Consider the following 23289-nt stretch of genomic DNA (forward strand, 5'->3'; position numbering starts at 1 on the left):
CCATCACCCCATTGAATAGGTGTCAGGTAATCTTGTCCTGCAAAGAAATCCATGAAATACACTTCCTGGCCATTTGATTAACAATATTTATTCTTTCCCAAAACATAGTTATATCAAAAAGAACCTTATTATTATGCGAAAAAAGAGGTAACGGGTGTGGTTCAACCTTGGACTGAAGTAAGACAGGAGTTAGGATGAGCCACACCAATAAGAAAGGCGTATTCCCCATCAAGGGAATACGCCTTTTACCGTTTATTTCACCAGCTGCCGGACAAGTTCTTTGTTGCGTTTCTTGAATACTTCATTGTGAGAAGAGACCATGGCAGAAGCGCCGGCATCCGGCTGGATATACTGTTTCGCTTTATTGACAGCATTGGCCGCATCCTGGAACGCACCGGCAATCAAATTCAATTTGCCGTCATGTTTGACGATGTCTCCTGCTGCAAAGATGCCAGGAATGGAGGATTCACCCATGACGGAACCTTCTACATAGAAATCATCCCTCAGCTTGATGTTGAGTTCACTGTCTCTCAGAAGGGAAGCATCCATGTCATAACCATGGTTTATGATGACATCATCCACGGACAGGCAAGTTGATTCCTTCGAAAGATTATTTGTCAATTCCACTCTATCAATGACATCTTCACCGTCTTTGGCAATCAGCTTAGAGATGGAAGTATTGAATAAACATTGTGCAGAACTGTTCATTAATTGGCTGACCTGTGCTTCATGCCCGCTTAACTCTCCTTTACGGCAGGTCAGGTATACCTGCTTGGCAACAGGCACCAGTTCGTTCGCCCAATCAATTGCCGAATTTCCACCGCCGGAGATGATGACAGTCCGGTCTTTGAAATATTTCAGGGATTTGACGGTATAATGCAGGTTGGATATTTCGAAGCGGTCAGCGCCTTCAATATTAAGCTTTTGAGGTTGAAGGATTCCGCTGCCAACCGCAATGATGATCGCTTTGGAATAATGGACATTGCCTGATGCCGCTTTTAAAAGAAAGAGCCCCTTTTCGTCCCTCGAGATGGAGACGATTTTTTCATTCAGGACGACTTCTGGGTTAAAGGTCAGTCCCTGTTCAACAAGCTGCTCCATCAGTTTGGCCCCCGGAGTAGGTGTTAAGCCTCCAACATCCCAGATCATTTTTTCAGGATAGACATGTATTTTGCCTCCGAGCTGGGGCTGAAATTCAATGATCTTTGTTTTCATTTCCCTAAGACCGCTGTAGAAAGCTGAGTAAAGGCCAGCCGGTCCCCCGCCGACGATCGTGACATCAAAGCATTCTATTTCTCTCATCATGGACCTCTCCTTAAACTGTGCATTTATATGAAAAATAGTGTTTTAGATATGTGAATTAAGAGCTATATAGTTTCATTGTAGCCGAATATGATAATCATTATCAACGTTAACTTATCCAAGCAAGTGAAATCAACTTTCACTTCCTGCAGATAGGGAATTGTATGCTTATCTTTAAGCGGAAAGAAATATTTATTCGTGAAATTGTATATGAAACTCGTTAATTATAGCTAATTCTTTTTATTCATTCATAAAAAAAGGGGTTGTAAATGTATAAAGATACAGTATAATAAATTTTAATTCATCATTTAGTTAAGAAGGGAAGCGTTGAGAAGTGGAAAAAGAAAAAATTGTTTTGGCCTATTCAGGAGGACTGGATACGTCGGTTTCTATAAAATGGATACAGGAAAAGTATGGATATGATGTCATTGCATTAGGGTTGGATGTCGGGGAAGGAAAGAATTTGGATTTTGTTAGAGATAAAGCCCTTCAGGTGGGAGCCATTAAAGCGTACATGGTGGATGCCAAAGAAATGCTGGCAAAGGACTATATTATCCCAGCCTTGAAAGCCAATTGTCTTTATGAGGGAAAATATCCGCTTTCCTCTGCCCTATCACGCCCGCTGATTTCCAAGCTTCTAGTAGATGTGGCGAAGAAGGAAGGAGCGGTGGCTGTGGCTCATGGATGTACAGGCAAAGGGAACGATCAAGTCCGTTTTGAAGTCTCAATCAATGCCTTGGCACCGGATATGAAAGTGATTGCTCCTGTAAGAGAGTGGGGGATGACCCGGGATGAAGAAATTCAGTATGCACAGGAGAAAGGCATACCAATCCCGGTCGATTTGGAGAATCCTTATTCCATTGATGCGAATATATGGGGCCGGGCCTGCGAGGCGGGGGTTTTGGAAAACCCTTGGACCGAAGCACCAGAGGGGGCTTTTGACTGGACCAATCCGATTGAACTGACACCGGATGAAGCGGAAAACATAGAAATTGAGTTTGAGAAGGGCGTCCCGACATCATTGAACGGAGAAAAAATGGAGATCGTGGAGCTCATTGAAGCCCTCAATGAGATTGGCGGCAAGCATGGAATCGGTCGGATCGATCATATTGAAAACCGACTGGTGGGAATCAAATCCCGTGAGGTATATGAAAATCCAGCGGCTTTGATCCTTATCAACGCACACAAAGAGCTTGAATTTTTAACATTGCCTCGCGAAATTACGGCATTTAAAACCACGGTCGATGCCCAGATGGCCAAACTTATTTATGAGGGTCTCTGGTATTCGCCTTTAAACAAGGCCCTGCAGGCTTTTGTAGATGAAACTCAGAAAGTCGTTTCTGGTAAGGTGCGGGTAAAACTGCATAAAGGAAACCATTTTGTCACGGGACGCCAGTCGGACAACAGTCTTTATAATGAAGAGCTTGCCACCTACTCAAAAGGAGATGCATTCGACCATAATGCTGCGGTTGGTTTTATTAAGCTGTGGGGGCTGACGACTAAGGTCTATTCACAGGTGAATAAAGAAGAAGCACAATCCGAGGAAGCAGCCAAACTAACCAGTTTTGCAGGTTTATAGGTTACTAAAGGGAAAGTGCAATAACTTAGCTTAAATGGAGGAAAATATAATGTCAAAACTATGGGGCGGACGGTTCACGAAAGCGACGAACAAACTGGTAGAAGAATTCACAGCTTCCATTTCGTTTGACCAGAAGCTTGCACTCGAAGATATAGAAGGAAGCCTGGCACATGTGAAAATGTTGGGAGAATGCGCCATCTTATCCCTTAATGACGTTGAATTAATCACTGAAGGACTTTTACAGATTAAGAGTAAAATAGAAAGCGGCATGATGGAGTATTCAGTCGAGCACGAAGATATTCATATGAATATTGAAAAACAATTGATCGATTTGATCGGTCCTGTTGGCGGGAAGCTTCATACAGGCAGAAGCCGGAATGATCAGGTGGCAACAGATATGCATTTGTATCTTAACAGAAAAACAGAGGAACTGATTGGATTAGTCGACGCCGTCCAGGAAGCACTTTTATTGCAGGCCAAAGATAATGTTGAAACGATCATTCCCGGGTACACTCATTTGCAGAGAGCACAGCCTGTTTCGTTTGCGCACCATTTACTCGCATATTTCTGGATGTTTCAACGTGATAAGGAGCGTCTGCAGGACAGCCTGAAACGGGTGAACTGGTCTCCGCTTGGTGCAGGTGCGCTTGCAGGAACCACGTTTCCGATTGACCGGGAACGCTCGGCGGAACTGCTTGGATTTGATAAGGTATATCCGAACAGTATGGATGCGGTCAGTGACAGAGATTTTATTGTCGAGTTTTTATCGGTGGGCTCTTTGATCATGACCCACATTTCAAGGTTGTCGGAGGAATTGGTGATTTGGTCGAGTCAGGAGTTCCGATTCATTGAGCTGGATGATTCGTTTTGCACGGGCTCAAGCATCATGCCGCAAAAGAAAAATCCCGATGTGCCGGAGCTGCTTCGGGCGAAAACCGGGAGGGTGTATGGAAACCTGATGAGTTTGTTGACAGTCCTGAAGGGGCTGCCTCTTGCCTACAACAAAGATATGCAGGAAGACAAAGAGGGGATGTTTGATACAGTCGAAACGCTGGAAGGTTCGCTTCAGCTCCTCGCTCCCATGATTGAAACGATGACCGTCAACAAGGCTGCGATGCGAAAAGCGGTCAACCAGGATTTTTCCAATGCAACGGATATCGCCGATTATCTTGTTACAAAGGAAGTCGCTTTCCGTGAGGCTCATGAAATCATCGGGAAGATTGTGCTTTATGCCCTTCAGGAAGGAAAGTTCCTGCTCGACCTGGAATTGGAAGAGTTCAAAAAGTTCAGTCCCCTGTTTGAAGAAGATATATATCGGATCCTCTCCCCGGACCATGTGGTGGACGCGCGCCGGAGCTACGGCGGTACATCTCCTTCCCAAGTGAGGGAGCAGATTTTGCTCGCTGAAGGAAGTCTTATTGGGATGGGGTAATCCACTAAAATTGTTGATGTATATCGCGCTGGCTGATGGGGTGCTGGAGGACTTTGAAAGAGCATGGCTCGAAGGCGGTTCTTAGGTCCAGATGTTAGTCGGGTTTGAACTGAAAGATCTCTCGGGTGGTTCTAGAGGCAGTTCGTGAGTGAGTTTCAGAGTGAAAGTGCCTCTAGGAGGGTTCTAGAGGCAAAAAGAGAGTGGAATTTAGGTTGAAAGAGCCTCTAGGACAATTTTAAAGTCCAAAAGTGAGTTCAATTTAAAGTAAAACGGCCACTAGGCGATTACTGCAAATCACTATCACCAAATTAAAACGAACCCAACTCAAAGTTGGGTTCGTTTCCGTTTCCGCATATATTTTTACCTGCATGATTAAGCTCCAGACTCAGCAGGGTTTTCCTCCTCATCAAAATCAGGCGACACGGCCTTTTTGACAAAGAGCGCAATAATTACAGCGATAATTCCCAGCGCCAAGGCAAACCAGTAGGCATGGTGAACACCATAAGTCATGGCTTTGTTGGCGATTTCTGGTGTAACAGCAGTTTCGCCCTCCAGATACCTTGCCTGGCCCTGGGTCATGATGCTGACAAAGATCGAAACCCCAAGAGCGCCGGCGACTGGCTGCAGTGTGTTGGCGATTGCTGTTCCGTGTGGATACAGATTCTTCGGCAACTCATTCAATGCATTGGTTTGAGCAGGCATCATGATGGCAGAGATGGACAGCATCAAGATCATGTAGACCAGGATGAAGGACCACATTGGCACTGATGGATTGATGTTGCTGAAAAAGAACATCACCCCAACGAGTGTAATGGTACCCGGTATGATCAATTTCCTTGGGCCGTACTTATCAAATAACGCTCCCATCGTCGGCGACATCAAACCATTCAGTAAAGCACCCGGGAGCAATAAGAGACCAGCGACCTTCGCCGAATAGCCAAGAGGTCCCTGTAAATACATCGGCATGACGATTTCTGAAGCGAACATTGCCATAATGACGATGATAAACAAGATGATTCCCCGGGCATAGCTTTTATATTTGAAAACCCGTACATCGAGCAAAGGCTCATCAAGCTTGAGCTGACGCAGTGTAAAGACAATGATGCTGATCACACTGATTGTTAGTATTGTAATGATTCTGGCAGAAGTGAAACCGGCCCCTTCTTCACCGGCACTGCTGAAGCCGTAGACAATCCCCCCAATACCGATGGATGAAAGAATTATTGAAAAAACATCGACACTTGGACGAGTCACCTCGCCGACATTCTGCAGATATTTTACAGCAAAAAGAATTGAAAATACCGCAAACGGAATGACCGTGATGAACAACCAGCGCCATCCAAGGTAATCAACAATCACGCCGGAAAGAGTAGGACCGATGGCCGGTGCAAACATAATGACAAGCCCGAAGGTTCCCATGATTTTTCCCCGTACTTCAGGGCGGTATAGCAGAAGCAGGGCATTGAAGATGACCGGAATCAGCAGCCCGGTTCCTACAGCTTGAATCATCCGTCCCGTTAACAGCATCGGGAAGTTCATAGCTGAAGCAGCGATGATGGTGCCCAGCAAGAAAATGGACATGACGCCTATGAACATCTGCCTTGTGGTATACCACTGAATGAGAAGGGCGGATATCGGCATCAACACGCCCATCACAAGCATGAAGCCGGTCGCCAGCCACTGAACAGTCGGAGCATCCACATTAAAAACATTCATTAATTCAGTAAGAGCTATATTCAACAGTGTTTCATTCAAGATGGCAAAGAAAGCACCAATCATGAACGTGACGAGTATCGCTTTAGAATTTACCTTGTTCTCCATAAGTTCCTCCAATTAAATAACATGAAATCCACTTATCTATAATCGTTCATTGGGCAGGAATTCTCAAGTATTTTATCTAAATGGAAACGACACCTCAACGTGGCCGGATCTTTGGAGTCTTAGTGAGGAAAAGCTATGATCGAAAAAAGATATTCCAAATGAAAGGAAGGAGAGGGTAAGTTATCCAACCGAATTTATGAAGAAAAAGATAACCAGGAATATCAAAGATAAATGGGGGGCGCTTCTGCAATGGATATGCGGCTTGCCCATCTTGAAAGTAAAAGAAAGCGGTAAAGGAAATTACAGAAAATGTAAGAAGCCTGCACGAAATGTGCAGGCTTCTGGGAAAATGTTTGATTAGCGGTTGTTATTATTGTTGCTGTTGCTGTTATTATTGTTGTCGTTTTGTCGGCTTCGCGTTTCTCCGCCTTTTTCACCGATTTCCTTGTAGAATTCTTTGTCATGATTCTCAGATGTTGCTTCTCCGCCTTTTTGGCCGATCTCCTGATAGAATTCCTTATCATGGTTTCTTGAAGTAGCTTCCCCGCCTTTGCGGCCTGCTTCTTCCACACTCATCTTCTTGTTATTGTTGTCATTGTTGTTTTGTGCCATTGTAACTCCTCCTTAAAAATAGAAATTGTTTGTTTGTTTTCCTTCTAAGACGATTTACACAGCTGTTATAAGGCATCTCTGCCTCTGCTACATGAATTCCCCTTCTGCGTCTCTTTAAACAAGGTGGGAATAACTACCAGGTTGGAGGGGGTCCAGGAAGGCTGATTTTTAAAGTGAAGTTGATATTGATTAAGGTGTCTTTAGAGACGTTAAATTTTGCAAAGGGAATTAGAGTCCCATAGGATGCTTTAAAGGACGATAAATCTGCAATAGGAAAATTAAAGTCCTGTAGGCGACACCTAAAGGACGATAAATCAGAAAAAGAGAAATTAAAGACCTATAGGTGACTTCTAAAGGACGATAAATTAGCAAAAGGAAAATTAGAGTACTATAGGCGACATCTAAAGGACGATAAATCAGCAAAAGGAAAAGTAAAGTCCTATAGGCGACACCTAAAGGATGTATCCTAGAGGACCATGGGGAGCAAAAGGAAAGTTATCCAGGTCCACGGAAAAACAGCCTATTACATAAGCATATTGATTGTCCCCTGCTGTTCAAAAGGTCTAAAATTATGACGATAACCGAAGCAGTTTTTCGGCTGCTTTTTTTCCTTTAAATAATCAAATGAGTATAGAAGAGAAAAGACCTCATTGTACCGGAGGTTGAAATTAACAGCAAACTAGACTCAAACGCCTGGGAAAAGGGGGAAGAAGATGGAGAAGTCTGACACAACAGGGAAACCAGATATCAAAATTGCGCCCATTGTCGCTATTTTGATTTCAGGCGCTTTTGCGGCGATTTTGAATCAAACCCTTTTGGCTACGGCCTTGCCTCACATCATGCGAGACTTGGACCTCACGGCGAATACCGCGCAATGGCTGACAACTGTATTTATGCTGGTGAACGGGGTGATGATTCCCATCACCGCATTCCTGATAGGCCGTTATACCACCAGAAGATTATTTTTGACTGCAATGGGTTTGTTTGCGCTGGGAACGATTATTTGTGCAATCTCCCCGAACTTTTTCTTTTTAATGGTCGGAAGGATTGTCCAGGCGTCAGGTGCGGGTATCATGATTCCCTTGATGCAGACAGTGTTTTTTGTTATTTTTCCCGTTGAAAAACGCGGGTCCGCAATGGGGCTGTTTGGGTTGGTCATATCCTTTGCGCCAGCCATCGGACCGACATTATCCGGCTACTTAGTGGATCAGTACCCTTGGCGTGTGCTTTTTTATGTTGTACTTCCCATAGCCATTATTGATTTCATCATCGCTTATTTTGTTTTGAAAAATGTAACCAATCTTACGAATCCAAAGTTGGATATTCTTTCAATCATCCTTTCCACTTTAGGTTTTGGCGGAATTTTGTATGGATTCAGTACAGCGGGAACGGCAGGTTGGGGAAGTGTGCAGGTCATCCTTTCATTGGTTTTCGGAGCTTTGATTCTGTACATCTTTATCAAGAGGCAGTTCAAGCTGGATCAGCCTATCCTCGAATTCAGGGTTTTCAAGTTTAAGATCTTTACCCTCGCTACCATCATCGGCATGATTATGTTCATAGCGATGATCGGAGGGGCGACCATCCTGCCTATCTATATGCAGAACATGCATAAGTTTACGGCTTTTGAGTCCGGGTTGATGCTCTTGCCCGGCGCGCTGCTGATGGGTATCATGAATCCGGTCAGCGGAAGGATCTTCGATAAATTCGGGGCTAGAATGCTTGCGATTGTCGGCCTGACGATTGTGACGATTTCCACGTTTTTCTTTACCACCCTGACAACAGAAACGTCGTTTACCTACATGGCCGTTGTCAATGCGGTGAGGCTGTTTGGGGTCGCACTGGTCATGATGCCTGTTACAACAGCGGGGCTTAACCAGCTGCCTCCAAGCCTCATCCCCCATGGTACAGCCATGAACAATACCATGCGACAGATCTCCGGTTCTGTCGGAACGGCTCTGCTCGTGACCATAATGACAAACAGTGCCCTGAACCCTGAAGAGTATGGCATGGAAGGACTGGTCCACGGAGTCAACGTATCCTTCATCGCAGCGGGCGTCGTCGCAGGAATTGGTATCATCCTGTCGTTCTTTCTGAGAAAGACAAGCCCGGCTGAAGAGTGACAATATATTTTTGCTGGGTAAATTAGCGGAAGATATAGAAGGGGATCGTCGTGGGTGAAGTGCCCATAGATTTTTTAATTCAATTATGGGCACTACCTCTTTGTGAGGTAAATCATACCTATCTCCTTTGACTGATCATTATTTTAGAAAAATTTGTTGTAAAAGATAGCGTGACGATTAAGGGCCTCATCTCTAAGTCGTGTGGCTTCCGGATGGTCGTTATTTGTAAAAAAGATCTTGATGATCGCCAGCATAAAAATGCCTCCTTTTTATTAAAGGTTGTCTTTGTTATTGCTTACGGAAACATCCTCAGTGCCGGGTGTTTTAGAGGTATTCTCTCTAAACAGGGAGAGTAACTCTTTTTCTCTCTTGCTTACCATGATATTTTTTTCTCTGGTTACTTTTTTTATAAAATAGCAGCAACTTTAATAAAAGAGCCTTTTTAAAACATCATATTATATAAGCTGGCGCGCCTGTCGGTCAGTTGATCCTGGATACGCTTCGCTTCCGCGTCATTGGTCTTCGAGAAAAACTTCTTCATTCTGCGTTTCATCTTCATCGCTCCTTTCTACCAATAGTGTAGTCTGAATCCCGTTCGGAATTACCAATCGTTAGGATGTTTTTTATTCAGCCTTTAGGAGGAGACATTCTAATCCCGTACCTAACGTAGTGAACCTATGAATCGTTTTGCTTTCATAAGATGTTTTATTTTTCTGAAAAAAGGAGTAGAGTTAAGGTGACGGTCTCAAATTTTTGTGATAAATAAAGGGGGATTCTACATGGTTAACACTATACTGTCTGAAACTTTCAACCGGTTTGCTGAAAGAGAGTGCCGGGGATCCAGTGACCTGTATGAACATCTATCACGCCGAATTTCAGAAGATGAAGAGATTTTAGAATTATGCGGTCATGCAAGGGAAGGACAGCCAGTTCCCAACCTGCTTCTGGGCTCTGTCCATTATCTTCTTCTGAAAGGGTATCAACATTCATTGAAAGACTACTATCCCAGTTTGACACGCAGGCCCAAGACCCATGAAGCAGCATTTATGCCATTTAAAGAGTTTTGCCGTGAGTATAAAAAGGAAATCCTTCATCTTCTTGAAACAAAGCTTGTTCAAACTAATGAAGTCCGGAGATGTGCCTATCTCTTTCCGGCTTTTACTTATGTCTATGAAATAATGAATAAGCCGCTTGCGTTGATAGAGATCGGCACAAGTGCAGGGCTTCAGCTGATGTGGGACCATTACAGTTATTCTTATGGCACGGGCAAAGTCTATGGAAATGTTAATTCAACAGTGGAACTTCAAGCAAAGATAATAGGAGAACATGGCCCTGTTTTGAAAGAGGAGATTCCACCCGTTTCTCATAGAATAGGAATGGATTTACATATTAATAATATTGCAGATAAAGAAGATTACCTTTGGCTGAGCGCCTTAATATGGCCGGAACATGAAGAAAGAAGACAGGTGTTTGAGCAAGCGGCAGAGTATGTGAAAGCTTCGGACATCAACCTGATTGAAGGGGATGGAATCGAACTGCTCCCTCGTACTGCAGATGAAATACCTGAAGAATTTGTGGTCTGTGTGTTTCACACCCATGTGGCAAATCAGATTCCGGTAGAAGGGAAGAAAAAGCTTTTCGAAGAGATTCAAAGGATTGCGGCCAAGAGGGACGTCATTCATATATACAACAATATGAACGACAGGGAGCTTCATCTGGATTATTTTAAAAATGGTACAGAATATAAAAATATTATCGGACAGACGGAAGGACACGGAAGATGGTTTGAATGGCAGTTGTAACGTGAATAATACAGTATGAAGGGTTTTAAGATAGTGGCAGTTCTTAAAAGTGAATCCTTCATAAAGTTGGAAACTCTCTTTACCGCATGATAATAATCTCACTACATTCAAGGAGGTCTTCTAAGTGAAAGAAGGAATTCATCCGAATTATGAAAAAGTCGTTTTTATGGATACGAACAGCGGCTACAAGTTCCTGACGAGCTCAACACTGAAGTCTTCAGAAACGATTGAGTGGGAAGATGGAAACACGTACCCGCTGATCAAGGTCGAAGTCAGCTCAGACACGCATCCATTTTACACCGGAGTCCAGAAATTCGCCGACAAGGGCGGCAGGGCGGACCGGTTTATGAAAAAGTACAATATGAAGCGCCCGGATGACAAATGAATTTTGCTAGAATCATAATGGCCTCTTTCCCTATAGGGAAAGAGGCCATAAATCGTTTAGACCGGGTGTTATTCAGTCTCGTTGCTTCAATTTATTCAGTGGCATCACTATAAAGCTCGTTTTTTTGTATTCTATTAATGAAGCTTTCCGCCACTGTGAAGGACTCATACAGGAATAACAATAAATCTCCTTCATTTGAATGGTCCCATGCATATTGGTAGGCCTCAGCTTCATCAAAAACGGTGGAGAAACAGTCTGAAGATCCGTAATATGATGCTGCTTCTTCCATCATTAATCGCGGAACTTCCCCGGATGTCCTCCCCCTTAGGTCTTTATCTTCCTTGATGACCAGATAATCTGAGTTGGCAGAAGCGATCTTCGTCATTTGCCTGATGGCACTGTCCTGTCTGTCTCCGGCTGAAGAGATGACCGTGATGGTGCGTTTCCGGTCAATGTGTTCGACAGCCTCGTAAATGGCTTTTAATCCCGCCTGATTGTGTGCGTAGTCAATAATGATTTCCCTTCCGTGGACACGTGTCCGGTTGAAGCGGCCCCTGGAATGCTTGGCATCAGGATGGAAAGTCAACGCCCTTTTCTTTAACTCCTCCAAGCTTATTCCTTGTGAATGGGCAGCTGCCAAAGCTTGGAGCAGATTGTAGACATTATGCCTGGCCGTTCCATTGATCGTGACGGGGATCTCCCGAACTGGCAGGAAAGTGTGGCTTGTCCCTTTGTCCAGAAGGGTAATAAAGCCATCCTCCGTTACATACCAGGCCGTCCCTTTGTTGGCGGCAGCCTTTTGAATATAGGGGTTCCTTGGATCCAGGGATGTATAGATAACCGTACCGTTTGTATAGGCAGCCATATTCGCCGTTGAGTCATCATCCGCATTTAATATGCAATAGCCGCCTTCGATCACGACTTCCGGTATAAGTCGTTTTAGCTTGACCAGCTGTTCATACGTTTCAATTCCATCAAGTCCCAAGTGATCTTCGCTGACATTGGTGACGATTCCTACATCACAATGACGGAAAGCCAGGCCTTCCCGGAGAATGCCGCCTCGTGCTGTTTCCAGTACTGCAATATCCGTTTGAGGATTGCTTAGCACTTTTCTTGCGCTGATCGGTCCGCTGCAATCACCCGCGTCCACTTGCTTATCCCCGATATAAACACCATCCGAATTGGTCATCCCCACAGTCATCCCGCTGCCCTCGAGCAAATGTTTGACAAGCCTGGCCGTTGTCGTTTTCCCATTAGTTCCGGTGACGGAGATAATAGGAATGGAAGCTTCAGACCTGTTGGTGAAAAGGTATTGTACAATCGCTTTTCCAGCTTCACGCTTTTTCCCTTTTGCGGGATATAAGTGCATCCTGATCCCCGGGGCGGCATTGACCTCAAGGATGGCTGTTGTTAATGGATCAAAAGGTTTGGAGATATCCGGGCAGATCAAATCGATGCCGGCTACATCAAGTCCGATAGCAGTGGCAGCGCTTTCTGCGATTTCCTTGAGTGAAGGGTGGACTTCATCCGTTACATCTATTGCCTGCCCGCCAGTGGAAAGATTTGCGCTTCCCACGACCTGGATGACCTGTCCTTTTTCCAGCACGCTTTGAAAAGAAAGGTTCTGGCTCTCCAAGAAGCATTTCACTGTATGGTTAAAAGGGATTTTTGTGAGCGGTTTTTCGTGTCCATCCCCCCGCAGAGGATTTTGATTCTCGATTTCTATTAATTGTTCGATTGTGTCTTTACCATTCCCTATAATGAAGGGAGCTGTGCGCAGGCTTGCAGCAGTCAATTTGTTGTCGATGACCAACAGGCGGTAATCACTGCCTTCGTAAAAACGCTCTACGATGTGATCATCTTCAAGGGAATCGAGACAATGGACAGCATTAAATAATTCTTCCCTCGTCTTGATATTGGTGATGACACCTTTTCCTTGTCTGCCATGAAGCGGCTTAAGAACGAGAGGGTAGCCGATCCGTTCGGCTGCCGCAAAGATCTCCTCCGTGGAAGAGGCCGTTTCCCCTTTCGGTACAGGAAGTCCTGCCTGCTGGAGGATTTGCTTTGCCGCCTCTTTATCGCAGGCATTTTCCACGGCCAGGTGGGAGGTCTGGCTGGTAATGGTGGCCTGTACGTATTTTTGTTTGGACCCGGTTCCGAGGCGGAGCAGGCTGTTTTTTCCCACTCTTTCTACGGGGATCTTCGCCTCTGTGGCAGCTAGATAAACCGCTTCCGTGCTCGGGCCCAATTTATTTTCATAATAAAGCGAAGCTGTCTTATCAATGTAAGGCTTGATGGAAAACGATGTCTCTCCGTCCAGGATCCTGCTCACGATTTCCATTGCAGCTTGAAATGAATAGAATCCTGACTGCTTTTCCTGGTAATCAAAGGTGACATAATAAATGCCTTTCTTACTGCTGGTCAGCGTTTTTCCATGTTTCACCTTAATGCCGGCGAGATGCTGCAGTTCAAGTGCAATATGTTCCAGGATATGCCCCATCCACGTACCTTCATGCAGGCGCTCGACGAAAGCTCCCTCATACCCGCGTGAACAAGTGTGGGTTTTAAGGGAAGGAATAAGAGTAACCAAGGTGTGAGGAAATCCGGGAATGTCATTGGAAGGCAGGTATTCATACTCCTCCAAATCCAGTTCTATCCACAAGGTAGGTTTATAGCTGAAATAATTAGGGCCTTTTAAGTATCTGACACGGTTAATTTTCATCTGCGTTTCCTCTCTTTACTGTTGGATGTATAACAGATTTCGTAACAAGGCTGAACTTGAATCCTGAAGTCAGTGTATGAAGTTTGAAATTGGTTCCAGTAAGTTCACTGTCATCTGCAGAGTTGCTGGTCTTGAAAATTTTGCCCTCTTGGCCGTCGATAATAAAAACCTGGTGTTCCCCGATCACTTCAAATTCACTATCTTTATAAAGAATCGCGGTGTTTTCATCAATCCCCAATCCAATCCTGCCAGGCATTTCGGCCATTGCGCCGATGAGCCTCCCGAATCTGCCGCGCTGGGAAAAATGCTGGTCGATGATGAGGTCTTCAAGAATTCCAAACCCTTCCCCCATATACACTTTCAGCGTCTCATCGTGGAGTTTTAACTGTGAAGAGACAATCATCTCTTTGCCCATAATGGAAGCCCCGGCACTTGTGCCTGCCAGAATCATTCCTTCTTTCCACCTTCTCAGCAGGTTTTTATGAAAAGAAGTACCTGCTATCAATTCAGACAATAGGGACTGGTCTCCTCCTGTGATGAAAAGGGCGGCCATCCCATCGAGACATTCGCTTAACTCCGGGCTTTCCGCTTTTTCCCGGGAAGGGACCGATAAAGTAACAGAATTCTCAATGCCGAGCTTCTGAAAAGTTTCCTCGTAGATACTGCTGATTTCTTCAGGAACCCGTGAAGCTGCAGGAAGAATCCCGACCTTCCCTTGTTTTTTCTTCACCAGATCAGCGAAGGTTTGCAAAATCGAGACGTCATTATACTTTTCTTCATTGCCGCCAATAATGAGCAGTTCGCCAGCCGACATCTTCTTCACCTTTCTCTGTAAAAAAATTCTAATAAAAACAAACACCTTTTACCCAATACAACTCCTTTAAAAACCACTTTTCAATAAATAGGTAATTTGTAGTGATGTCGTGGGGTGATAAGTGGAGCGGACCAGAGGGGACCGGCTTCAGGGGATTAGCAGGTTGCATAACCGCTTGCTCAGGTGGAAATCAGGAAAGTTTGATCAAATGAATTTTCCAGTTGTGTGCAGGGAAAATCTAAAGGATGATAACTGGTCATTTTGATAAGTTATCGTTCTTTAAAGCGCTGCTAAAGGACGGTAATCTTGCAGATCGTCAATTAACGTCTTCTAAAACTTTACTAAAAGGACGATAATTTTACGTACCGTCAATTAATGTACTATAAAAGGTCTCTGAAGGACGATAGCCTGGCTTTTTTCTAAGTTATCGTCCTCTAAATCGCCGCTAAAGGACGATAATTTTACAAAACGTCAATTACCGTCCTATAATCCGTCTCTAAAGGACGTTAATCGCGAGACCGGTCATTTAAAGACCTTTACCTTACGAATTCAGCCCCCACAGTAATCTGGGCTTAGTGGTAGAGACTTCATACATAAAGCCGCCCTGATTACCAAATACTATCAGTGTTAGAAATGTCCCAAGTGATAGGTGAGATAGATGACCACAATTGAAAGGATGGACCAGCATGCCAAGGAGTCACAAGAACTTACTCAAAAGGTAATGGAATTGTGGATGAATGAGGTTCTTTTTACTTGGCGTTGGTGGTTCGGAGCCATAGCGACCATCCTTACCTGGCTGTGCTGGATCAAATTTCATAAGAAAGAGAGCCGGTATAGATTATTGACGGCAGGTTTTTTTGTGATGACTGTATCGCTTTCCCTGGATGCCATAGGGGTTCAGTTGGGGTTATGGTCATATCGATACGAAGTTTTTCCGTTTACTCCTGCCTACATCCCATATGATCTTGCTTTAATGCCAGTTGTAGTCATGGCTTTAATACAATATAAGCCATCCGGATCTGCCGTGAAGAAAGCACTCCTCTTTGGGGTGTTAACAGCATTCATAGGAGAGCCTTTAGTAGTGTGGGTTGATATTTATAAGCTGCAAAATTGGAAATTTGTTTATTCGGTACCTATTTATATTCTGATTTACCTGATCGCTCATTGGTTGACTGCTCGAAAGAACTTTCATGAATTGAAATAACCAGCCTCAGACTTACCTTGAGTGACAGGTTAATAAAAGTATTGGGAAGAAATGTAGTCGTAACAGGTTTGGAAGGGTATATTATTAATAGTGAGTTGACAGCGTTTTTCTACAGTGAATACCTTAAGCACGACAATCCGAAAACTGAAGAAATTCTTCATATAAACAGCCGATTCCTCAGTGGCAGGGGATCGGCTGTTTTGCTTCTAAAAGCGATTATAAATCGGCAAAACTGTCACCCTGATTGGGCCCCATTCACGCCAGTATCCTAAATTAGGAGCGATTGAATAGAAACAGATATGCAGGCAAAATGATGGTATTTACAAGAGGACAGACAGGTCAGTCAGATGACTGTCTGTTGATGGTTAGAAAGCGAGTCAGCAGACTGGTAAACGATCCGATCAAAGCGCTTCCGATAATATCTGATGGATAATGGTGCCCAACCCACACCCGGGAGAGTCCTGTCAATGCAGATAAACAAGTGAAAATGCCTCCTAATGTCCGATTGTAAAGACATAAGGTAGTGGAGACAGCGAAGGTAAGCATAGTGTGTTTACTCGGGAAGCTGGAATTCCTTTTAGAGGGTATCAGTATACCTACCCTGTTTTTGACAAACGGGCGGGCGCGGAAAGAAAACAGTCTGATAATGCTCCCGAAGATCATGGAAGCAACTGCCGAAATGACCGCATTAAAGGTAATGGATTTGTTTTTGAAAAATAAAATGAGCAGAACGAAAAAGTAAACATAACGTATCCTGTTCGAAAAGAAAATCATTATAAGATTAAGGAAATCAGTACGCTTTGAAAGAGAGTTGATTGCCCAGAAAAGTCTTACATCCATATTGTCAGTCCTTTCAATGGAAGTCATTAGAAACTTTTTTACCTAACTAAATTTACTCTCCCCTCACTTGAAGAATCTATACTGTCAACAGATTTCCATTGTAAAAAGTAGTGGAATCCCTTAAGATTTCATATGGTATGAATACTAGCCTTTTAGATACATATTGAAAGGAAGTTTTAATTGATGGTTGTAAAAATGACAGACTCTTTGCCGCTTTCTCCTTCCAATGATCCCTGGGAAGCTTATATGGATGTAAAAGAGCATGGAAAGATGACACTATCCAGTATTGAATTCACGACAACGACGCTTTGTAATATGCGCTGTAACCACTGTGCAGTAGGATATACTCTGCAGAATAAAGATCCTGAAGCTCTACCAATGGAATTGATATTCAAAAGACTTGATCAGGTCCCTCATCTCAGGACCATCAGTATAACCGGCGGTGAGCCGATGATGTCGAAAAAGTCCGTTGAAAATCATGTGCTCCCGCTTTTGAAATATGCCCATTCAAGGGGTGTTAAAACGCAGATCAATTCAAATTTGACCCTACCCTATGAAAGGTATGAGCCGATTGTTCCTTACCTGGACGTCCTTCACATCTCTCATAACTGGGGTACCGTTGAAGAGTTTGCAGAAACAGGCTTTGCCCGAATGGAAAGAAAGCCTTCTGAAAAGCAGAGAGCAGACTATTTTGCCAGGATGGTTGAAAACTCCAAAAGACTCTCCAGTGAAGGAGTCATGGTCTCTGCAGAAACCATGTTGAACGGCCGCACGTTTCCTTACTTGGAAAAGATTCATGACCATATCATCGAGATGGGATGTACAAGGCATGAAGTGCATCCGATGTATCCTGTCGATTTTGCCAAGGATTTAGAAACTCTGACTCTGCCTGAGTTCCGTCAGGCGATCAAGCGGCTGCTTGACCATCGCAACGAAGATATATGGATGCTGTTCGGTACCCTGCCGTTCTATCCCTGCAGTTCATCTCAAGAAGAGCTTGATCTGTATCAGCGTCTCTTGACAGAGAAGAATGTGACGGTAAGGAATGATCCGGATGGGCGTTCCCGCTTGAATGTCAATATTTTTACGGGAGATATCATCGTGACGGACTTTGGCGATGAACCAGGGCTGGGCAACCTGCAGGACACAGGATTGACAGATGCCTATGACCGCTGGAACCAAACGAAAACAGCCAAATCCCTTAACTGCCACTGCCCAGCTGTAAAATGCCTCGGCCCAAATGTATTGGTCAAAAACACTTATTATAACGACATCGATTTTCAAACGAAATCTTCCAAAATCGGGGAGTGACAGGTTCTCCCCGAAATATGTCGAAAACAACCTCCCTGCTTACTTAAGCAGGGAGGTTGTTTACTTTAATGCATCACCGCACTAAGAGGGACTGTCCCTCTTAGTGCGGTGATGCGTTACTATGCTGAATTACTGTTCGCTTTCCTCAAATTTTGAGAGAATTTCATTGACTCTGGACAGCAGTGTTCCGCTGAAAAGGATTGTGGCAATCAAGCCCAGCAAAGAGAAGAAGATCAAGACGACAAAATGATTTTCAGTACGCATAGACAACCTCCGGATTTATCAGATGAGGTATATTATTCCAATTTACAACGCAATTATTCAGCAGTCATTTTTTTAGTTTCTTTGTTATCACTCCACTAAGATAAACAATGGAAAAAATGAAGAGGTATTTCAAAACGGAGTAATGAATCTTCCAACCATCAAACTTTATGACTGCCGCCTGCACGAACCCCCATTCGACTACAGTAAATAGAAGGACCCATATGATCATCAAGGCAATATGAATAAGGTGTACACGAGAAAGGGAGACCAGTTTCAAGAGAATCAAGCAGGATAGAGGATAAAGACAGAGGCGGAAGTAAAAATCAATGTCATGCACACCTGCATCCTTTCAGTAGTAATACAAATTGTGTTTGCCTTTAAAATAGGCATCAAAAGCAAGGGCTGTGTAAAGGATCTGGAGTCCACGCTTATAAGTGGTCCTTGCCTATCAATCTGAGAAAGCATTGAACCTTAAAGTCGATGTAGAAGTCATTTCCCCTCTACAACAGGCTGCATGGAAAAAAAGATGGTATCTGAGAAGCTTGTTCCTTCATTTGATATAGCTTTGTTCTCTGCAACGGCATTTTTTTATGAAGGAACTCCTGCTTTCTTTCACCGCGAGTACTTTGGAAGGGTGGAGCTTTTCGCACAGGACCGGTAATTCCGGACTTAGGTGTTTAAAAAATGGCTGCCGAAACCGATTGGGAGAAACTGCTGGAGCATTCCAGAAAAATTGATGAATATGCTAATGAAGAAGCGCTGGGGTTTTTTCTATGCAGTCCGCAGGATCTTTATGCGGTTAACCCCATGTGAATATCAACTCATACCGAACTACATTTGAACTGGCTGAAACCTCTGTCACTCGATTGCATTGGTCATTAAGGAGAAAGAATGTTCCAAGGTTTAACCGGGCATAAATGAGGGAATAAAATTATTATCAAAATTAAAGTGCATAATTACTTAAGGAGGAAACAAGAAAGATGTTTGAAATTATTAAATCATTCTACGAAGAGAAAAAAGCTGATGGAACTTATACATTCACAGACAATGACCTGAAAAGGTTCTTGGAAAGAGGCTACATCTCAACTGTGGAAGCCAGCAAAATCAAAAGCTTCGAGCAGATATAATATAACTTGCACGCCCTGAAAATGTTCAGGGCGTGTTTTAATTTGCCAGGAAACACCATCGTGTACCAGGCACGACCCGGTTTTTGTCGAAACGAGCACCAACCCTTACTTGGGTTATGGTATGATAAAAATATAGAAAATTCTTACAAGTTATTGTGCAGGAGAGATTGGCGGCATTCTTCTATCCTTTCAATAATGCTTGTCCATAAAGAAAGGAACATGACGATGAACTATATAAAAAAATTGATTTTCTTGGTTTTCATTCTGAGCATTCTCACCTCATGCGAGGAACAATCCTTTCAGCTGTCAGAGGTCATAAACGAAACGGGTTATGAGTATCATTCTCTTCAGCTTAGAGAAGAGGCCGAGGTTCTTGATATGGGAAAAGCTTTGCGGCAGAATGACTCAGAATCCATCAGTGAATTCCTTGAGCTGACCAGTCTCGGTGAAATGAAAGAGATTGATAGCGGGGAAGCAGAGGAAGTTTATAACGAACTCTATCAAGTCAGTCGTAATGAAGAGAAGAAGGTTCTCTCTGCAAACATAGCCGCTGATGAAGACCTCGGTGAAGGGTTCTACATTTACATGAGTGAGGATGGAAGGATCTTTGCCACCCGCTTTGAAGAAAGCATTGGAAAGCAGCATTATGTGAATGCCACCAACTCAACTGCCCTCTATGAGGCAGCGGAAGATTACTATGAAGCAAATTTTGTGGACGGTGAAGCAGTGCAGGTACTAGAGGTCTTAGAGGAAGAATAACCCCCGGAAATCACTTGAACACATGAAGTAAATGGAATATAATGGCGTAATATTCATTTTTAGGGGGGGAGCCGGATGATACAGGAGAAGGCAGTAAAAAGCATTTCTGACAGTTTAAAGAAAGATGAGCTTGTGCAGGCGATTTTTTTGAAAGGGTCGATGGGAAGAGGCGAAAATGACGAGCACTCGGATGTTGACCTGTATGTGCTGGTAAAAGAGGAAGACGAAAAGAAGTTCCTGGAAAAGCGTGTGGATCACTTGAACGCTTATAGAAATCTTTTATTCTATGATGATATTTACATAATTGCTCCACAGATTATCGCGGTGTATGATGATATGCTTCATGTGGATCTGTTTACCGTGACAGAGAAGAGCTTCAAAGAGAAAGACTATTTCAGGGTCGTGCATGATCCGGACAATATAATGAAGAAATTTGAAGCAACACAGAATTTATTTTTATCGCCTGAAGAGTTCCATGAACTGGCCATCGATGTTCCTTGGTTTCTTTTTCAATACAGGAAAGCTTACAACAGGGGAAATAGTCTCTGGGGTGTAGAGGTGCTGCAGCACTGCATGTTCGTCATGGCCAAAGTCCTTCTGCACAGGTACTATCCGGAAAGGGCACAGCTGGGGATGAAAGCCTTGGAGTCGCTGCTTCCTGAAGACAAGTTGAAAGAAATCAATAGAATCTATAAATATTTAAATCCTGAACACCATAAAAAAGCAGCTGATTTTATCATTGAATTGTATTCCAGCGAATTAAAATGGATTGAAGAAAATTTACCAGATGACAAATCTGTGCCTTTTTTAAGGAAGATGGCGGAGAAGATTTAAACGAAAGGAATGTCTGGCGAAACCGGGTGTCATGTGCAAACAGAGCATCCCGGTTTTTGGTTAAGAAATGATTTACTAGTAGTATGTGAGATAAAGGGTGGTCACATGATTAATCTGTTTTTTTTATTGATATTTGGACTGGGAATTTATCATCTACTACGATATCGCTTGAATTTAAAGAAAGCAGCAGAAACATCGAAGGAAGCGTTGTTTCCCACAAGCAAAAAAGAATTATCAAGCATACTCCTGCCTGGGGAGTGGCTGGAAATGGAACCGCTGACCAAAGACTCTACATCTTATAGAGTGGTCAAATGGGGCACCCTTGCAGCTTTGGTTTTGCTCACTCTGCTGCTGTGGGTGATCCTTTTTACCAATTGGGTAGATACCATGTTCTTTAGTATTTCTTATCTGTTTTTTCTCATAATCAGCGCGGTCAGGCATCGGGGGAATTTCTTTGTTTTGCCTGGGGGCATCATACTGAATGCACGATACTATCACTTCTCGGAAATCAAGATTTACGAAGCAGAAAAAATTATTAAGTGGCATGAGTTGTACGGACTCGACCCTCGGGCAAATAATGGCTATAAGCTGAGTTTTAAAATAAAGAACAAATTGTTCCAGCCTAATTTCTTAGTCATTCAACATCAAGAACAGATGGAAAAGATTTGGGGGTTGCTTGAGGAAAATGGAGTCTCGGGAGTGAAGAAGGAAGCGTCCTGATCACTTTTTCTTACCGAGAGAATATTGTATATATTTCCAGATGCTTATATAATAGTCTATGACTTTATAGTTGAAAGGAGGCTCACCCTGTGATGAATGGTATCCCTGAAATTAAGTCTGCAACGAAAATTTTTGATACTTCTCTTTTTAAAGGGACCCGTCTGCCCTTTTTTAAGTGTAATTCAATATTTTTCATTGCATGCGCACAGGGTGAGCTTTTTATAGACGCTTCTATTTAACTGTTTTGAGCAGTGGGGGAGCAATGCAGAGGCACCTATCGTGGGATAGGTGTCTTTTTTTTTGAGACAGTCAGGGATACCACCTTTTCACAGGGTGGCCGGCCGGTAACAGGAAAAAAAAGGTCATGAAGATGAATTTATCAATATTTAAAAATAAAAGCTTTTTGTATTACTGGATCAGTACATGGATTTCTTCGCTCGGCGATTCCATTTTTATCATAGCGCTCACTTGGCTGCTGGTGGAAAAAACAGCATCCCCTTCAGTGGTAGGGACTTATCTGTTTATATTGGGCGCCTCTAAAATTTTGTTTGTTCTCGTTGGCGGTGTCATTGTCGATCGCATCGACCCCAAACGGCTCCTTATCCAGTCGAACTTATTGAGAGCCGCAGTCATCATTCTTGCGCTGCTTGTGATAGTTCTGAAAAAGGATGCAATCTGGATGTTCTATGTGATTGGAGCGGTGTTTGGGATGGTGGACTCCATTGCGGAACCTGCTGGGATTTCCTTCAGAACACGAATCGTCGAAAAGGATTATTATACACAATCGATGGGACTTCTGATGACCGTAGGAAATGTATCAGCCGTCATTGGCCCGATGATAGGGGCAGGCCTTGTTTCAATCGGCAGCACCCATTTTGCCATTATGGTGAACGCAGTGACGTTCATGATTTCCGCAGTTTTGCTGTTCTTGGTTAAAGAGGTGAAAAAAGAAGAGGCGGCGACTGAACAAGAACCAATGTGGAAAAGTGTGAAAACGGGTTTTCAGTATTTCATCAACACACCAATCATTACGACAATGGCTGTATTTGCGTTTTTTGCCAATGCAGCGGTGGGAGCGACCTTCATCAGCATTCCTTTTCTCGCGGACGAACTAGATTTCGGGGTCGAAGGTTTCGGTTTGATGAATACGGCGATTGGAATCGGAAGTGTCGCGGGAGCGGTATTATTTTCGGTTTTTACGATTAAACATCCAAAGCCCTATATGACTTTGCTGACATGTTTTCTGCAGGGAATCGTCATCATGCTGATCGGTTTTACGGGAAATCTTTGGATCATTATCACCTTGATTGCCCTAATGGGTCTGCACGAAACAGCAGTCAATGTGGTTGCTCCGAGTGTGAATCATACGATAATTCCTCAGAGGATTTTTGGAAGGGTCATAAGTGTCATGATCCTTGTCATGTCCGGTTCTGTCCCGATTGCCCAGGCGGCAGCAGGGTGGCTTATGGAGTGGACTGCACCGCAGAATATCTTCATTTATGGGGGGCTTCTTGAGATGGGGGCAGCTTTGCTGACGTTTTCGCTGCCGTTTGTCCGGAATTTTGGGAGAGACACCGAAGTTTCTGCGGGACAGTAAAGGGATGGTATCTGTTGGAAGATGAATAAATGCAGGGTATATAA

The 23289-nt window shown here is 43.6% G+C and carries 21 protein-coding genes and 1 pseudogene; 15 read left to right on the forward strand and 7 right to left on the reverse strand.

The genetic code is table 11. The features are described from left to right. Positions 1–252: 252 nt before the first annotated feature. Positions 253–1302, reverse strand: coding sequence for an NAD(P)/FAD-dependent oxidoreductase (locus V1502_RS03180; RefSeq protein ID WP_409252947.1), 1050 nt, complete (start codon positions 1300–1302; stop codon positions 253–255). 334 nt (positions 1303–1636) lie between these two features. On the opposite strand from V1502_RS03180, the gene V1502_RS03185 reads away from it, so the two are divergent. After that, the gene (locus tag V1502_RS03185) at positions 1637–2881 is read left to right on the forward strand and encodes an argininosuccinate synthase (protein WP_409252948.1); all 1245 of its coding nucleotides are present in this window, start codon (positions 1637–1639) and stop codon (positions 2879–2881) included. A gap of 49 nt (positions 2882–2930) precedes the next feature. Then, positions 2931–4313 (forward strand): argininosuccinate lyase, encoded by a 1383-nt coding sequence (gene argH / locus V1502_RS03190; protein WP_409252949.1) that lies wholly within the window; start codon positions 2931–2933, stop codon positions 4311–4313. A gap of 372 nt (positions 4314–4685) precedes the next feature. Here the strand turns inward: argH and V1502_RS03195 are convergent, their stop codons facing one another. Both V1502_RS03195 and V1502_RS03200 read right to left on the reverse strand, forming a co-directional pair. Further along, positions 4686–6134 carry an MDR family MFS transporter gene (locus tag V1502_RS03195; RefSeq protein ID WP_409252950.1) on the reverse strand — a complete coding sequence of 483 codons (1449 nt, stop codon included), beginning with the start codon at positions 6132–6134 and terminating at the stop codon, positions 4686–4688. Between the two features lie 399 nt (positions 6135–6533). Then, a pseudogene (locus V1502_RS03200) lies at positions 6534–6746 on the reverse strand (KGG domain-containing protein); the annotation flags it as partial. Between the two features lie 713 nt (positions 6747–7459). On the opposite strand from V1502_RS03200, the gene V1502_RS03205 reads away from it, so the two are divergent. From V1502_RS03205 to V1502_RS03215, 3 genes are all read left to right on the forward strand, one after another. Then, positions 7460–8866 (forward strand): DHA2 family efflux MFS transporter permease subunit, encoded by a 1407-nt coding sequence (locus tag V1502_RS03205; RefSeq protein WP_409252951.1) that lies wholly within the window; start codon positions 7460–7462, stop codon positions 8864–8866. A gap of 779 nt (positions 8867–9645) precedes the next feature. Continuing rightward, positions 9646–10668: a DUF2332 domain-containing protein gene (locus V1502_RS03210; protein WP_409252952.1), complete on the forward strand. Its 1023-nt coding sequence runs from the start codon at positions 9646–9648 to the stop codon at positions 10666–10668. 124 nt (positions 10669–10792) lie between these two features. After that, the gene (locus V1502_RS03215) at positions 10793–11053 is read left to right on the forward strand and encodes a type B 50S ribosomal protein L31 (RefSeq protein ID WP_409252953.1); all 261 of its coding nucleotides are present in this window, start codon (positions 10793–10795) and stop codon (positions 11051–11053) included. A gap of 91 nt (positions 11054–11144) precedes the next feature. Here the strand turns inward: V1502_RS03215 and cphA are convergent, their stop codons facing one another. Continuing rightward, a complete protein-coding gene (gene cphA, locus V1502_RS03220; RefSeq protein WP_409252954.1) occupies positions 11145–13775 on the reverse strand; it encodes a cyanophycin synthetase in 2631 nt (876 codons plus the stop codon). Beyond that, positions 13765–14589: a cyanophycinase gene (locus V1502_RS03225; RefSeq protein ID WP_409252955.1), complete on the reverse strand. Its 825-nt coding sequence runs from the start codon at positions 14587–14589 to the stop codon at positions 13765–13767. Before V1502_RS03225 ends, cphA begins: the two co-directional genes overlap by 11 nt. A gap of 658 nt (positions 14590–15247) precedes the next feature. On the opposite strand from V1502_RS03225, the gene V1502_RS03230 reads away from it, so the two are divergent. Both V1502_RS03230 and V1502_RS03235 read left to right on the forward strand, forming a co-directional pair. Next, positions 15248–15793, forward strand: coding sequence for a CBO0543 family protein (locus tag V1502_RS03230; RefSeq protein ID WP_409252956.1), 546 nt, complete (start codon positions 15248–15250; stop codon positions 15791–15793). A 41-nt stretch (positions 15794–15834) separates the two neighbouring features. After that, on the forward strand, positions 15835–16065 hold the full coding sequence (locus V1502_RS03235; RefSeq protein ID WP_409252957.1) for a hypothetical protein: 231 nt from the start codon (positions 15835–15837) through the stop codon (positions 16063–16065). Positions 16066–16132: 67 nt separating this feature from the next. Here the strand turns inward: V1502_RS03235 and V1502_RS03240 are convergent, their stop codons facing one another. Then, positions 16133–16633 carry an undecaprenyl-diphosphatase gene (locus V1502_RS03240; RefSeq protein WP_409252958.1) on the reverse strand — a complete coding sequence of 167 codons (501 nt, stop codon included), beginning with the start codon at positions 16631–16633 and terminating at the stop codon, positions 16133–16135. 183 nt (positions 16634–16816) lie between these two features. On the opposite strand from V1502_RS03240, the gene yfkAB reads away from it, so the two are divergent. Further along, positions 16817–17944: a radical SAM/CxCxxxxC motif protein YfkAB gene (gene yfkAB, locus V1502_RS03245; protein WP_409252959.1), complete on the forward strand. Its 1128-nt coding sequence runs from the start codon at positions 16817–16819 to the stop codon at positions 17942–17944. 129 nt (positions 17945–18073) lie between these two features. Here the strand turns inward: yfkAB and V1502_RS03250 are convergent, their stop codons facing one another. Beyond that, positions 18074–18208, reverse strand: coding sequence for a hypothetical protein (locus tag V1502_RS03250; RefSeq protein WP_409252960.1), 135 nt, complete (start codon positions 18206–18208; stop codon positions 18074–18076). A gap of 684 nt (positions 18209–18892) precedes the next feature. On the opposite strand from V1502_RS03250, the gene V1502_RS03255 reads away from it, so the two are divergent. The 7 genes from V1502_RS03255 (at position 18893) to V1502_RS03285 (ending at position 23245) form a co-directional block, all read left to right on the forward strand. Continuing rightward, entirely contained in the window at positions 18893–19021 is a 129-nt protein-coding gene (locus tag V1502_RS03255) for a hypothetical protein (protein WP_409252961.1), read from the forward strand. 167 nt (positions 19022–19188) lie between these two features. After that, positions 19189–19335 (forward strand): hypothetical protein, encoded by a 147-nt coding sequence (locus V1502_RS03260; RefSeq protein ID WP_409252962.1) that lies wholly within the window; start codon positions 19189–19191, stop codon positions 19333–19335. A gap of 225 nt (positions 19336–19560) precedes the next feature. Beyond that, positions 19561–20094, forward strand: a complete 534-nt coding sequence (locus V1502_RS03265) for a hypothetical protein (protein WP_409252963.1) — start codon at positions 19561–19563, stop codon at positions 20092–20094. 75 nt (positions 20095–20169) lie between these two features. Next, entirely contained in the window at positions 20170–20928 is a 759-nt protein-coding gene (locus V1502_RS03270; RefSeq protein ID WP_409252964.1) for a nucleotidyltransferase domain-containing protein, read from the forward strand. Between the two features lie 105 nt (positions 20929–21033). Next, positions 21034–21648, forward strand: a complete 615-nt coding sequence (locus tag V1502_RS03275; RefSeq protein WP_409252965.1) for a hypothetical protein — start codon at positions 21034–21036, stop codon at positions 21646–21648. Between the two features lie 89 nt (positions 21649–21737). Further along, positions 21738–21887: a hypothetical protein gene (locus tag V1502_RS03280; RefSeq protein ID WP_409252966.1), complete on the forward strand. Its 150-nt coding sequence runs from the start codon at positions 21738–21740 to the stop codon at positions 21885–21887. Positions 21888–22012: 125 nt separating this feature from the next. Then, positions 22013–23245 carry an MFS transporter gene (locus tag V1502_RS03285; RefSeq protein WP_409252967.1) on the forward strand — a complete coding sequence of 411 codons (1233 nt, stop codon included), beginning with the start codon at positions 22013–22015 and terminating at the stop codon, positions 23243–23245. Positions 23246–23289 lie beyond the last annotated feature (44 nt).

It is taken from the genome of Rossellomorea sedimentorum, from assembly GCF_046237645.1.
Classification (GTDB): Bacteria; Bacillota; Bacilli; order Bacillales; family Bacillaceae_B; genus Rossellomorea; species Rossellomorea sedimentorum.